This is a genomic window from Thermomonas sp. S9, from assembly GCF_024704365.1.
In the GTDB taxonomy this organism is placed as follows: domain Bacteria; phylum Pseudomonadota; class Gammaproteobacteria; order Xanthomonadales; family Xanthomonadaceae; genus Thermomonas.
This window is the reverse complement of record NZ_JAJDFY010000001.1, coordinates 1,059,766-1,072,031: the sequence shown is the minus strand read 5'-3', so window position 1 is coordinate 1,072,031 and position 12,266 is coordinate 1,059,766. Positions and strand designations below refer to the sequence as shown.

Here is a 12,266-nt window from a genome sequence, read left to right as displayed (position 1 = left end):
TATGCCACAGCCCGGCTGCGGCGGCCACTGCCGACGGTCACGGCCTCAATCCGCCAGCCCGCGCAGCAATTCATTCACGCTGGTCTTGCTGCGGGTCTTTTCATCGACCTGCTTGACGATCACCGCGCAGTACAGCGAATGGCTGCCGTCCGCCGCCGGCAGCGCGCCGGAGACCACCACGCTGCAGGGCGGCACGCGGCCGTAGGCTGATTTCGCCGGTCATGCGGTTGTAGATGCGCGTGCTCTGGCCGAGGAACACGCCCATGCCGATCACGCTGTGGTGGCCGACCACGACGCCCTCCACCACCTCGGAGCGCGCACCGATGAAGCAGTGGTCCTCGATGATGGTGGGGCTGGCCTGCAGCGGTTCCAGCACACCGCCGATGCCCACCCCCGCCGGACAGGGTGGCAGCCCTGGCCGATCTGCGCGCAGCTGCCGACCGTGGCCCAGGTGTCCACCATCGTCCCCTCGCCCACGTAGGCACCGATGTTGACGAAACTCGGCATCAGCACTACGTCACGGCCGATATGAGCTGCCCGCGCGCACCACCGCGCCCGGCACCACGCGCGCGCCCAGCTGGCGGAACGCGGCCGCATCGAAACCGGCGAAGCGCGCCGGCACCTTGTCCCAGAACGGCGCGGGCATGGCGTCGATCACCGCCATGTCCTGGGTGCGGAAGTACAGCAGCACCGCTTTCTTCAGCCACTCGTTGACCCGCCAGCCGCCGCTGCCGTCCGGCTCGGCCACGCGCAGCTGGCCGCGCTCCAGGCCGGCGATGGCCTGCTCCACCGCCGGGCGCACACGCGCGGCGATCTCGTCGGCGCTCAGCCCGGCGCGCCGCTCCCAGGCGTCGTCGAGGATGGCGTGCAGGGCGCCGGTATCGGGCAGGCTCATCGTTTGTCTCCGTCGAGGGTGGCCAGCAGCGCGACGCGCAGGGCATCACGCCACTCCGGCGGCAATGGGTGATTGTGGGCATCGCTGACCAGCAGCAGGTCCTCGGCGCGCTCGCCGAAGGTGGCGATGCGCGCATCGTGCACGCGCAGGCCATGTTCGCGCAGGACATGGGCGACATCGGCCAGCAGCCCGGGGCGGTCGGTGCAGATCAATTCGATGCGGGTGCCCTGCGCCATGTCGGTGAAGTCCAGCTGAGGTTTTACCCGGAAATGGCGCAGATGCTGCGGCTGGCGACGCCGCGCCGGACGCAGACGGCCGAGGTCGCCGGCCAGCGCGCGCGTCAGCGCCTGCTCCAGCAAGGCCGGCTCCGGTGCCTGCCGCTGCTCCGCCGGCAGCACGTGGAAGGTATCGAAGATGGTGCCGTCCGGGCCGTCCAGCGCGCGCGCCTGCAGCACGCTCATGCCCAGGCGGTCGAGGGTGATGACGATCGCGGCGAACAGGCCATCGCGGTCGGGCATGTGTACCAGCACGTCCAGTCCGTCGCAGCCGTCGCGGCCCGGCATCGCGCGCGCCGCCACCACCGGATGCCCGGGCGCGGCCCTGCGCAGCGCATTCGCCTGCCAGGCGATCTGGTCGGCGCGGCTGCGCAGGAAGTTTTCCTCCGGCATGCGCGCGAACATCGCGTGGATGACCGCCTCGTCGTGTCCCTCTGCCAGCAGCAGCGCGCGCCCGCCTCGCGGTTCTCGGCGATCCGCTCCGCCACCGCCACCGGCTGCCCCAGCCCGCGCCGCAGCGCCAGCCGGGTGGCCGCGTGCAGGTCGGCCAGCAAGCGGTCCTTCCAGCTGTTCCAGAGCTTGGGCGAGGTGCCGGCGATGTCGGCGCAGGTCAACAGGTACAGCGCATCCAGGCGCTGGCGATCCGCCACCTCGACGGCGAAACGGTGGATCACCTCCGGGTCGGTAATGTCCTGCTTCTGCGCGGTCACCGACATCAGCAGATGCCTGCGCACCAGCCACTCCACCAGCGCGGTGTCGATCTCGGACAGACCGTGTGCTTCACAGAAGGCGCGCGCATCCACCGCACCGAGTTCGGAATGATCGCCGCCGCGGCCCTTGCCGATGTCGTGGAACAGCCCGGCCAGCAGCAGCAGCTCGGGCTTGCGCAGCGACGGCCAGACCTGGTGGGCGGTGGAAAAGCGCGGATCCGGCCGGCCACTGGCGAAACCCTCCAGGTTGCGCAGCACCGCCAGCGTGTGCTGGTCCACGGTGAACACGTGGAACAGGTCGAACTGCATGCGCCCGGACACCCGCTGGAACGCCGGGATCCAGCGCCCGAGCACACCCGCGCGCGCCATCCGCTCCAGCGTGCGCACCGGCTGCGGGCCGCGCAGCAGGGCCATGAACGCGGCGCGCAGCGACGGCGAAGCCCCTTCGTAGGCAGGGATCTGCGGCAACTCCTGCGCCAGCTCGCGCGCCGCCTGCGAATGCAGCCCGCGCAGGGCCGGATCGGCCGCCCAGGCCGCGAACAGGGCGAACACGTGCGCCGGGTCCTGGCCCAGCCAGCCCGGGACGCGCGTCGCCAGGTAGCCGCCACGACGCTCGAAGTGCGCATCGATCGGCTCCGGCACCGCGACCCCGGCGAAATGCTCCTCGAAGCGCTGCAACAGGCGGTCGCCGATCCGGCGCACCACCGCGGCGCTGCGGTAGAAGCCCTGCATCATCTGCTCGACCGCCAGCGCCTTGCCGTCGTCCACGTAGCCCAGCCGCTCGGCCAGCAGCTTCTGGTAATCGAAGCGCAGCCGCTCCTCGCGACGCCCGGCGACCAGATGCAGACCGTAGCGCAGCCGGCACAGCGCGCGCCGCTCGCGCTCCAGCGCCGCCGCCTCGTCCCAGCCCAGCCGGCCGAGCGCGACCAGCCGGTCCAGCGCATGCACGCCGAAGCTGCGCCGGGCCAGCCAGCCCAGCATGTGCAGGTCGCGCAGGCCGCCCGGGCCGTCCTTCAGGTTCGGCTCGAGGTTGTCGGAGGTATCGCCGAAGCGCGCATGACGCTGCCTCAGCTCCTCGAGCTTGGCCTGGAAATAGGCATCCGCAGGCCACACCCCGCGCCGGCGCGATCGCCTCGGCCAGTGCAACGGTGGCATCCGCATTGGCATGCAGCGGCCGCGCCTCCATCAATGCGGTCACCACGCTCAGGTCGGCCGCGGCTTGCGTGCACTGCGCCAGTGAACGCACCGCATGGCTGGCCTCCAGCCCGGCATCCCACAGCAGCGCGAAGAACCGCGCGATATCCGCCTCATGCGCGCGCTGCGCGTCGGGCTCGGCCAGCACCAGCAGGTCGATGTCGGAATAGGGGAACAGCTCGCCGCGCCCATAGCCGCCGACTGCCAGCAGCGCCAGCGGCGCATCATCCGCAAAGCAGCGCCGCCAAGTCGCGCGTACCTGCGCATCGACCGCGCGCGCGCGCAGCAGCACCAGGCGGTCGGCGGGGAATCCGGCGTCGTAGCGGCGGGCCAGACGGGCATCCGCGCGGGCCAGCACGGCCTTGGCCGCGGAAGACCAGCCGGCGTCGTCCACCGCCGCCATATTCACAGGTCGTTGTCGTCGCCCGGAAGCCGGGTGAGGATCTCCACCCCGTCGCGGGTGACGGCCACCGTATGTTCCCACTGCGCCGACAGCTTGCGGTCCTTGGTCACCACCGTCCAGCCGTCCGGCAGCAGGCGGGTGTGGCGGCTGCCCTCGTTGATCATGGGCTCGATGGTGAAGGTCATGCCTTCCTGCAGCACCAGGCCCTCGCCCGGACGGCCGTAATGCAGCACCTGCGGGTCGTCGTGGTAGACCTTGCCGATGCCGTGGCCGCAGTACTCGCGCACCACGCTGAAGCGCTGGCCTTCGGCGTATTCCTGGATCGCATGGCCGATATCGCCCAGGGTCGCGCCCGGACGCACCGCGCGGATGCCGCGGAACATCGCCTCGCGGGTGGCCTCCACCAGACGCCTGGCCATCACCGAGGGCGTGCCCACGAAGTACATGCGGCTGGTGTCGCCATGCCAGCCGTCCTTGATGACGGTGACGTCGATGTTGACGATGTCGCCGTCCTTCAGGACCTTGGCCTCGCTGGGGATGCCGTGGCAGATGACGTTGTTGACCGAGGTGCACACGGTCTTGGGATAACCGCGGTAGCCCACGTTGGCCGGGATCGCGCCCTGCACGTTGACGATGTGATCAAAGCAGATGCGGTCGAGTTCCTCGGTGGTGACGCCCGGCTTCACGAACGGGGCGACCACCTGCAGCACTTCGGCGGCCAGGCGGCCGGCCTCGCGCATCTTCTCGATCTCGGCGGGGGTCTTCAGATGGATGCTCATGGCGGGATTATCGCGCATTTGCCCCTAGCGCGCGCCGCGGCCTATACTCCGCCGGCTGCAAAGCCGCCACGCCGGGCGTCACCGGCGAATCCACACCCATCGGCAACCCCTGCTCCGGGGTGCCCGCGCGAGCGGGTTCGGCAGCAGTGACGATGGGGAGGCCCAACCCGGGATCCAGCGCCCGCCGTGTGCGGCAGGGCGCAGCGCCACCCTTTCCCGGCGCGGATTCCACCACATCGGAGTTTTTGGCAATGCCCCAGATCACCATGCGCCAGATGCTGGAAGCCGGCGTCCACTTCGGCCACCAGACCCGCTACTGGAACCCCAAGATGGGCCCGTACATCTTCGGCGCCCGCGGCAAGATCCACATCATCAATCTCGAGAAGACCGTCCCGCTGTTCAACGATGCGATGAACTTCATCAGCGGCGTGGCCCAGAAGCGCGGCATCGTCCTGTTCGTCGGCACCAAGCGCAGCGCGCGCGAGGCGATCAAGGAAGAAGCCGAGCGCTGCGGCATGCCGTACATGACCCAGCGCTGGCTGGGCGGCACCCTGACCAACTTCGCCACCGTGAAGAAGTCGGTCGCCCGCCTGAAGGAGCTGGAAGCCGCCGAGACCGATGGCACCTTCCAGAAGCTGGTGAAGCACGAAGTGATGGCGCTGCGCCGCGAGCGCGAGAAGCTGGAAGCCAGCCTGGGCGGCATCAAGGACATGAACCGCCTGCCCGACGCGCTGTTCGTGATCGACATCGGCCACGAGGACATCGCCATCAAGGAAGCCAAGAAGCTGGGTATCCCGGTGGTGGCGGTGGTGGACACCAACTACGACCCGGCGCTGGTGGACTACGCCATCCCGGGCAACGACGACGCCATCCGCGCCGTCCAGCTGTACGCCCGCGCCGCCGCCGACGCGGTGCTGGAAGGCAAGGCCGCCGCGCCGAACGCGGCCGTGGTGCGCGAAGAGGATTTCGCCGTCGCGGTCGAGGATGAAGAACCCGCCAAGCCGGCCCGCCGCAACGGCAAGAAGGGCGAGTAATCGCCCGGTCATGCAGCCGCGCCATGCTGCGCGGCTGCCGTCCGCATTTGCATTCGTCCGTCATTCCCGCGCCAGCGGGAATCCAGTTTTGCCAGCGCCCATTGGATCGAACGGGATCGAACGGCTGGATCCCCGCTTGCGCGGGGATGGCGTTTCCAAACATCTGGAGGTAACCCCCAATGAGCTGAAATCACCGCTTCCCTCGTGAAGGAACTGCGCGAGCGCACCGGCGCCGGCATGATGGAGTGCAAGAAGGCGCTCACCGAAAACAACGGCGACATCGACGCCGCCGCCGAGTGGCTGCGCAAGTCTGGCCTGGCCAAGGCCGACAAGAAGGCCAGCCGCGTGGCCGCCGAAGGCCGCATCGCCGCGGCCCAGGACGGCGGCAAGGCCGTGCTGGTCGAGGTCAACTCCGAGACCGATTTCGTGGCCAAGGACAGCAACTTCGTCGCCCTGTGCGAGGCCGTGGCCCAGGCCGCGCTGACCTCCGGCAGCGCCGACGTGGAAGCCCTGAAGGCCGCCAAGCTGGCCTCCGGCGAGACCGTCGAGGACGCCCGCGCCGCCGCCGTCGCCAAGCTGGGCGAGAACATCCAGGTGCGCCGCATGGTGCGCATGGACACCGCCAACCACGTGGCCGCCTACGTCCACGGCGGCAAGATCGGCGTGCTGGTCGAACTGGCCGGCGGCGACGCCGAGCTGGCGCGCGGCCTGGCCATGCACGTGGCGGCGATGAACCCGCCCTACAACAAGGCCGCCGACGTGCCGGCCGAGTTCGTGGCCAAGGAGAAGGAAATCGAGCTGGCCAAGATGAGCGAGAAGGACAAGGCCAAGCCGGCCGACATCCTCGAGAAGATCATCAGCGGCAAGCTCAACAAGATCGTCAACGAGGTCACCCTGTATGGCCAGCCCTACGTGCTGGACGGCGACAAGACCGTCGAGGCCGTGGTCAAGGCCGCCGGCGCCGACGTGGTCGGCTTCCAGCGCCTGGTGGTCGGCGAAGGCATCGAGAAGGTGCAGGAGGACTACCTGGCCGAAGTCGCCAAGGCGATGCAGGTCTGATTCCCTGGCCGGAAAACTTTGGCCGCAGTCACGAAAAACCCGCCGCAAGGCGGGTTTTTCGTGCCGTCAATGCCCGCTTTTCGCGTTGCCGTCGCATACTAGCCGTTCAGGATTAAAGCCAACCCGCCGGATGCGACCCGAACTCGAAAGCACCCTGCTGCACTGCCGCAACCTGCCTTCACCGCCCGGGGTGGCGCTGCAGATCATCGAGCTTGCCCAGAATCCGAATGCGACCCTGGCCGACGTGGCCCACATCGTGGGTATGGATCCGGCCCTGAGCGTGCGCCTGCTGCGGATGGCCAATTCACCGCTGTACGCCACCCGGCGCCGCGCCGGTACCCTGGCGCAGGCGATGACCACCCTGGGGGTGAACGCCACCCTCAGCCTGGCGCTGGGATTCTTGCTGATGCAGGGCCTGCGCGGCCGCCATGGCAGCGCGGAGCTGCAAGAGCACCTCTGGCGGCGCAGCGTGCTGGCCGGGCTGGCAGCCCGCAGCCTCGGGCATCATGCGGGCGTCACCCGCACCGACACCCTGATGCTGGCCGGCCTGCTGCAGGACATGGGCCGGCTGGCGCTGCTGCAGGCGCTGACCGAAGGCTATGCCGCGCTCAGCGCCAAGGCCAACGGCAACGACGCGCTGCTGGCGCTGGAGCGCGCCCACTACGGCAGCGACCACGCCAGCATCGGCGCGTGGCTGGCGGCGCGCTGGAGCCTGCCGGGCTACCTGGTGGACGCCATCGCCCACAGCGAGGACGAGAGCCCCGCGCAGGACCTGCTGCAGCGCTGCGTGCAGGCCTCCGGCGCGATCGCCGACCTGTGGCTGGCAGGCGAACGGCCGGCGGACGCGCTGGTCGAGTTTGCGCAGGCACGCGTCGCCGCCTGCACCGGCGAGGGCGGCCTCGGCCTGGACGCGCTGCTGCCCGAGATCGCCGCCTCCGTGCCCGAGATCGCCACGGTGTTCGACGTGCACATCGACAACCCGGCGCATCTGCGCTCGATCGGCGAACACGCGCGCGAACTTCTCATCCTGCGCAACCTGCGCCAGATCCAGGAGATGGCGCAGGCGCGCGACGAGGCGCACGCGGTCGAGGAGCGCATGCGCCAGCTCACCGAACAATCGCGCCGCGACCCGCTGACCGGCGTGCACAATCGCCTGCACATGGAGGAGTCGCTGGATCGGGCGTTCGCCATCGCCGGCCACCACTCGCCGCTGGCGCTGGCACTGATCGACCTCGACGACTTCAAGCAGATCAATGACAGCCACGGCCATCTGGTAGGCGACCAGGTGCTGCGCCAGTTCGCGCTCAGCCTGCAGGGCAGCCTGCGCGCCAGCGACCTGCTGGCGCGCTATGGCGGCGAGGAGTTCCTGCTGGTGCTGCCCTATTCCGACGAGGATGCCGCCGTCGTGGTGCTGCAGCGCCTGCTGGCCGAGGTGGCGCGGCGGCCGATGGCGGTGGTGGAAGGCCAGCCCATCCACGTCACCTTCTCCGCCGGGGTCGCCGTGCAGAACGGCGGCCATACCCGCTTCGACAGCGTGCTGGCGATGCTGCAGGCCGCCGACGGCGCGCTGTACGCGGCCAAGCGCGGCGGCCGCAACCGCGTGCATCTGCATCGCGGATGAACCCGCCGCGGCGCCTGGCGGCGGCCCGGCGCGCGCTTTCCGCTAGAATCCCCGGGATTTTTCCAACGCCCGAGGCCCGCCATGTCCGAACTCGCCCATCGCCGCATCCTGCTGAAGCTTTCGGGCGAGGCGCTGATGGGGACGAGGACTACGGCATCGACCCGAAGGTGCTGACCCGGATCGCGCGCGAGGTGATCGAGGCGCGCGAGGCCGGCGCCGAAGTCGCGCTGGTGATCGGCGGCGGCAACATCTTCCGCGGCGCGGGACTGGCCGCCAACGGCATGGACCGGGTCACCGGCGACCACATGGGCATGCTGGCCACCGTGATCAACGCGCTGGCGATGCAGGATGCGCTGGAGAAGCTGGGCGCCAAGTGCCGGGTGATGAGCGCGATCAAGATCAACGACGTGTGCGAGGACTACATCCGCCGCCGCGCCGTGCGCCACCTCGAGAAGGGCCGCATCACCATCTTCGCCGCCGGCACCGGCAACCCGTTCTTCACCACCGATTCCGGCGCCGCCCTGCGCGCGATCGAGATCGGCGCCGACCTGCTGCTGAAGGCGACCAAGGTGGACGGGGTGTACGACAAGGACCCGAACAGGCACGCGGACGCGGTCAAGCTGGACGATCTGACCTACGACGAGGTGATCGCCCGCAACCTGCAGGTGATGGATACCGCCGCATTCGCGCTGTGCCGCGACGCCGGCCTGCCACTGCGCATCTTCGACATGGCCCAGCCCGGGGTACTGCTGCGGATCCTGCGCGGCGAGCCGCTGGGCACCCTGGTCCACGCCCGCGCCTGAGCGCCGGCGCGGCCGGCGGCGCCCAAGCGCGCCGGGCCGCGCCATATAATCGCCGGTTCGCAGGACATCCCCCCTCACGGAGCCACGCCGCCATGTTGAACGAGATCAAAAGGACGCCCAGGCCCGCATGGCCAAGAGCATCGAGGCGCTGCGCCACAACCTGGTCAAGGTGCGCACCGGGCGCGCCTCCACCGGGCTGGTCGATTCCATCAAGGTGGTGGCCTACGGCAGCGAAGTGCCGCTGTCGCAGGTGGCCAGCGTGGCGGTGGCCGATGCCCGCTCGCTGGTGATCACGCCGTGGGACAAGACCGTGGTGGGCGCAGTGGAGAAGGCGATCCTCGCCTCCGACCTCGGCCTGACTCCGAACACCGCCGGCACCACCATCCGCCTGAACCTGCCGGCGCTGACCGAGGAGCGCCGCCGCGACCTGACCAAGGTGGTGCATGGCGAGGGCGAGGACGCCAAGGTGGCGATCCGCAACATCCGCCGCGACGCCAACCACCAGGTGAAGGAGCTGTTGAAAGACAAGCAGATCACCGAGGACGAGTGCGCGCACCGAGGCCGAGATCCAGAAGATCACCGACGCGGCGATCAAGGACGTGGACGAGGTGGTGAAGGCCAAGGAAGCCGAGCTGATGGCGGTCTGAGCGGCCACGCCGGACCGCCCGCCGATGCCCTTGCCACCAATGCCCTCGCCGCACATGCCCGTGCCCGCCACGTGAGCGCCCAGCCCGCCCCGGTGCCCCGCCATCTGGCCATCATCATGGATGGCAATGGCCGCTGGGCGCAGCAGCGCCATCGCCCACGCCTGGTCGGGCACCGTGCCGGCGCGCGCGCGGTCAAGCGCTGCGTGGAGTTCTGCCTGCAGCGCGGGATCGCGGCGCTGACCCTGTTTGCCTTCTCCAGCGAGAACTGGGGGCGGCCGGCCGAGGAGGTCGGCGGCCTGATGAAACTGTTCCTCGGCGCGCTGGAGCGCGAGGTGGACGAACTGCACCGGCTGGGCGTGCGCCTGGGCTTCATCGGCGAGCGCGAACGCTTCGAGGCGACCCTGCAGGCACGGATGCAGGCCGCCGAGACGCTGACCGCCGGCAACGCACGGCTGGCCCTGACCATCGCCGCCAGCTACGGCGGCCGCCAGGACATCGCCCATGCGGCGCGCACGCTGGCCGAGGACGTGGCCGCCGGGCGCCTGCGCCCGCAGCAGATCGACGCAGACCGGCTGGGCGCGCGCGTGGCGCTGGCCGATCTGCCCGCGCCGGACCTGTTCATCCGCACCGGCGGCGAGCTGCGCATCAGCAACTTCCTGCTGTGGCAGCTGGCCTACACCGAACTGTGGTTCACCGATACCCTGTGGCCCGACATCGACGCCGCAGTGCTGGATCGCGCGCTGGCCGACTATGCCAGCCGCGAGCGCCGCTTCGGCCTGATCAGCGACCAGGTGCGCCGCCCCAGCAGCGGGAGAACCTCTTGACCCGAACCCGAGTCCTCGCCGCCCTGACCATGGCGCCGGTCGCCATCGGCGCCGTCCTGCTGCTGCCGACCGGCTGGCTGATGCTGCCCAGCGCGGTGGTCTTTCTCCTTGCGCTGTGGGAATGAGCTGCGGCTGGCCGAGGTGGAGGACACCCTGGCGCGCAGCATCCTGCTGGCCTGCAACCTGGCGCTGATGGTCACGCTGGTGTGGGGCTCGCGCTCGCAGCACGCCGGCGCACTGCCGCTGTTCCAGGTCGCGGTGGTGCTGGGCGTGGCCTGGTGAGCTGCTGGCCCTGCTGTGGCCGCGCCACTACGACTTCGCCGCCCGCCACGACGGCAATGCGCGGATGCTCAAGCTGGCTGCCGGCACCGCGGCAATCGTGCCGGCCTGGTGCGCGCTGGCCCTGATCCACGCCAGCCAGCCCAATGGCCATCGCTGGACTGCTGCTGGCACTCCTGCTGGTGTGGGCGGCCGATACCGGCGCCTACTTTACCGGCCGCCGCTACGGCGGGCAGTGGTTCGGCGGGCGCCGGCTGGCGCCGCGGATCAGCCCGAACAAGACCTGGGAAGGCGTGGTCGGCGGCGTGGCACTGGCCATGTTGGCGGCGGTGCTGGGCGCGCTGGTGCTCGGCGCGCGCGCCGCGCAGTTGCCGGGGATCGCGCTGGTCGCCGCGCTCACCGTGCTGTTCGCGGTGGCGGGCGATCTGTTCGAGAGCCTGCTCAAGCGGCACGCCGGACTGAAGGATTCCGGCACCCTGATTCCCGGCCACGGCGGCGTGCTGGACCGGGTGGACAGCGTGCTGGCGGCCTTGCCGGTGTTCGCGTTGGGCAAGCTCTGGCTGGGGTTCTGAAAGATGCAGAAAGTCGCGGTTCTTGGCGCCACCGGCTCGATCGGCAGCTCCGCGCTGGACGTGATCGCGCGCCATCCGCAGACGCTGCGCGCCAGCGTGCTGGCGGCCGGGCGCCAGGTCGGGGCGCTGCTCGATCTATGCCGCGCCCATCGGCCAGAGCACGCGGTGATCGCCGATCCGGCCGGATACGTGGTCCTGCGCGATGGCCTGCGTGCGGCCGGGCTGGGCACCCAGGCGCACGCCGGCAACGAAGCACTGGAGGCGCTGGCGGGCAGCGATGCCTGCGACACCGCGGTGGCCGCGATCGTCGGCGCCGCCGGGCTGCCCTCGACGCTGGCCGCCGCGCGCGCGGGCAAGCGCCTGCTGCTGGCCAACAAGGAATCGCTGGTGCTGGCGGGCGAGCTGCTGATGCGCGAGGCGCACACAAATACTGCGACCATCATCCCGATCGACAGCGAGCACAACGCGATCTTCCAGTGCCTGGCCGACGGCAACCCGCCGGCGCGGATCACCCTGACCGCCTCCGGCGGCCCGTTCCGCAGCTGGCCGCGCGCGGCGCTGGCCGCGGTGACCCCGGCGCAGGCGGTGGCGCACCCGAAATGGTCGATGGGGCCGAAGATCTCGGTCGATTCCGCCACCCTGATGAACAAGGGGCTGGAGGTGATCGAGGCCCACCATCTGTTCGCGCTGCCGGCCGATGCCATCCGCGTGCTGGTGCACCCGCAGTCGCTGGTGCATTCGCTGGTCGATTTCGCCGACGGCAGCACCCTGGCCCAGCTCGGCCTGCCCGACATGCGCACCGCGCTGGCGGTGGGCCTCGGCTGGCCGCGCCGGATCGCTTCCGGGGTCGGCGCGCTGGACCTGCTGGCGCAGGGCGGGCGGCTGGAGTTCGAGCAGCCCGATCTCGACGCCTTCCCCTGCCTGGCGCTGGCGTTCGCCGCGCTCGCGGCGGGCGGCGTTGCGCCGGCCGTGCTCAACGCCGCCAACGAAGAGGCGGTTTCAGCCTTTCTTCAGGGCCGGATTGGTTTTCTGGACATTCCCGACACCGTCAGCGCGACTCTGGACGCCATGCCGCCACACGCCGCCGATTCCCTGGAGACGCTGCTGGCAGCGGATGCGCGCGCCCGTCAGCTGGCGCGGGCCCGGATCGCCGCGCGCGGGGGCAGGCATG

Annotated in this window: 5 protein-coding genes and 6 pseudogenes; 8 read left to right on the top strand and 3 right to left on the bottom strand. The window is 70.3% G+C overall.

Translation table 11 applies throughout. The features are described 5' to 3' along the window. Positions 1–45: 45 nt before the first annotated feature. The 3 genes and pseudogenes from dapD to map form a co-directional block, all read right to left on the bottom strand. Positions 46–859 (bottom strand): annotated as a pseudogene (gene dapD / locus LJB71_RS05305) (2,3,4,5-tetrahydropyridine-2,6-dicarboxylate N-succinyltransferase); the annotation flags it as partial. Positions 860–891: 32 nt separating this feature from the next. Then, positions 892–3,477: pseudogene (gene glnD, locus LJB71_RS05295) on the bottom strand ([protein-PII] uridylyltransferase). Between the two features lie 2 nt (positions 3,478–3,479). Then, positions 3,480–4,256, bottom strand: a complete 777-nt coding sequence (map, locus tag LJB71_RS05285; protein WP_259303362.1) for a type I methionyl aminopeptidase — start codon at positions 4,254–4,256, stop codon at positions 3,480–3,482. Between the two features lie 251 nt (positions 4,257–4,507). On the opposite strand from map, the gene rpsB reads away from it, so the two are divergent. The 8 genes and pseudogenes from rpsB to dxr all read left to right on the top strand — a co-directional run. Beyond that, positions 4,508–5,290, top strand: coding sequence for a 30S ribosomal protein S2 (gene rpsB / locus LJB71_RS05280; protein WP_259303361.1), 783 nt, complete (start codon positions 4,508–4,510; stop codon positions 5,288–5,290). A 189-nt stretch (positions 5,291–5,479) separates the two neighbouring features. Then, positions 5,480–6,349, top strand: coding sequence for a translation elongation factor Ts (gene tsf / locus LJB71_RS05275; RefSeq protein WP_259304743.1), 870 nt, complete (start codon positions 5,480–5,482; stop codon positions 6,347–6,349). Positions 6,350–6,479: 130 nt separating this feature from the next. Then, positions 6,480–7,970 carry a GGDEF domain-containing protein gene (locus LJB71_RS05270; protein WP_259303360.1) on the top strand — a complete coding sequence of 497 codons (1,491 nt, stop codon included), beginning with the start codon at positions 6,480–6,482 and terminating at the stop codon, positions 7,968–7,970. Between the two features lie 81 nt (positions 7,971–8,051). Then, positions 8,052–8,773 (top strand): annotated as a pseudogene (gene pyrH, locus LJB71_RS05265) (UMP kinase). A gap of 127 nt (positions 8,774–8,900) precedes the next feature. Next, positions 8,901–9,420 (top strand): annotated as a pseudogene (gene frr / locus LJB71_RS05260) (ribosome recycling factor). A 71-nt stretch (positions 9,421–9,491) separates the two neighbouring features. Continuing rightward, on the top strand, positions 9,492–10,244 hold the full coding sequence (gene uppS, locus LJB71_RS05255) for a polyprenyl diphosphate synthase (RefSeq protein ID WP_259303359.1): 753 nt from the start codon (positions 9,492–9,494) through the stop codon (positions 10,242–10,244). Further along, a pseudogene (locus LJB71_RS05250) lies at positions 10,241–11,095 on the top strand (phosphatidate cytidylyltransferase). Before uppS ends, LJB71_RS05250 begins: the two are co-directional and overlap by 4 nt. 3 nt (positions 11,096–11,098) lie before the next feature. After that, a pseudogene (dxr, locus tag LJB71_RS05245) lies at positions 11,099–12,229 on the top strand (1-deoxy-D-xylulose-5-phosphate reductoisomerase); the annotation flags it as partial. Between the last annotated feature and the right edge of the window lie 37 nt (positions 12,230–12,266).

What these genes read in the sequence shown, in the direction of transcription:
- rpsB (WP_259303361.1), top strand. Translation starts at nt 4,508, where the DNA reads ATGCCCCAGATCACCATGCGCCAGATGCTGGAAGCCGGCGTCCACTTC.
- map (WP_259303362.1), bottom strand. Translation starts at nt 4,256, where the DNA reads ATGAGCATCCATCTGAAGACCCCCGCCGAGATCGAGAAGATGCGCGAG.
- LJB71_RS05270 (WP_259303360.1), top strand. Translation starts at nt 6,480, where the DNA reads ATGCGACCCGAACTCGAAAGCACCCTGCTGCACTGCCGCAACCTGCCT.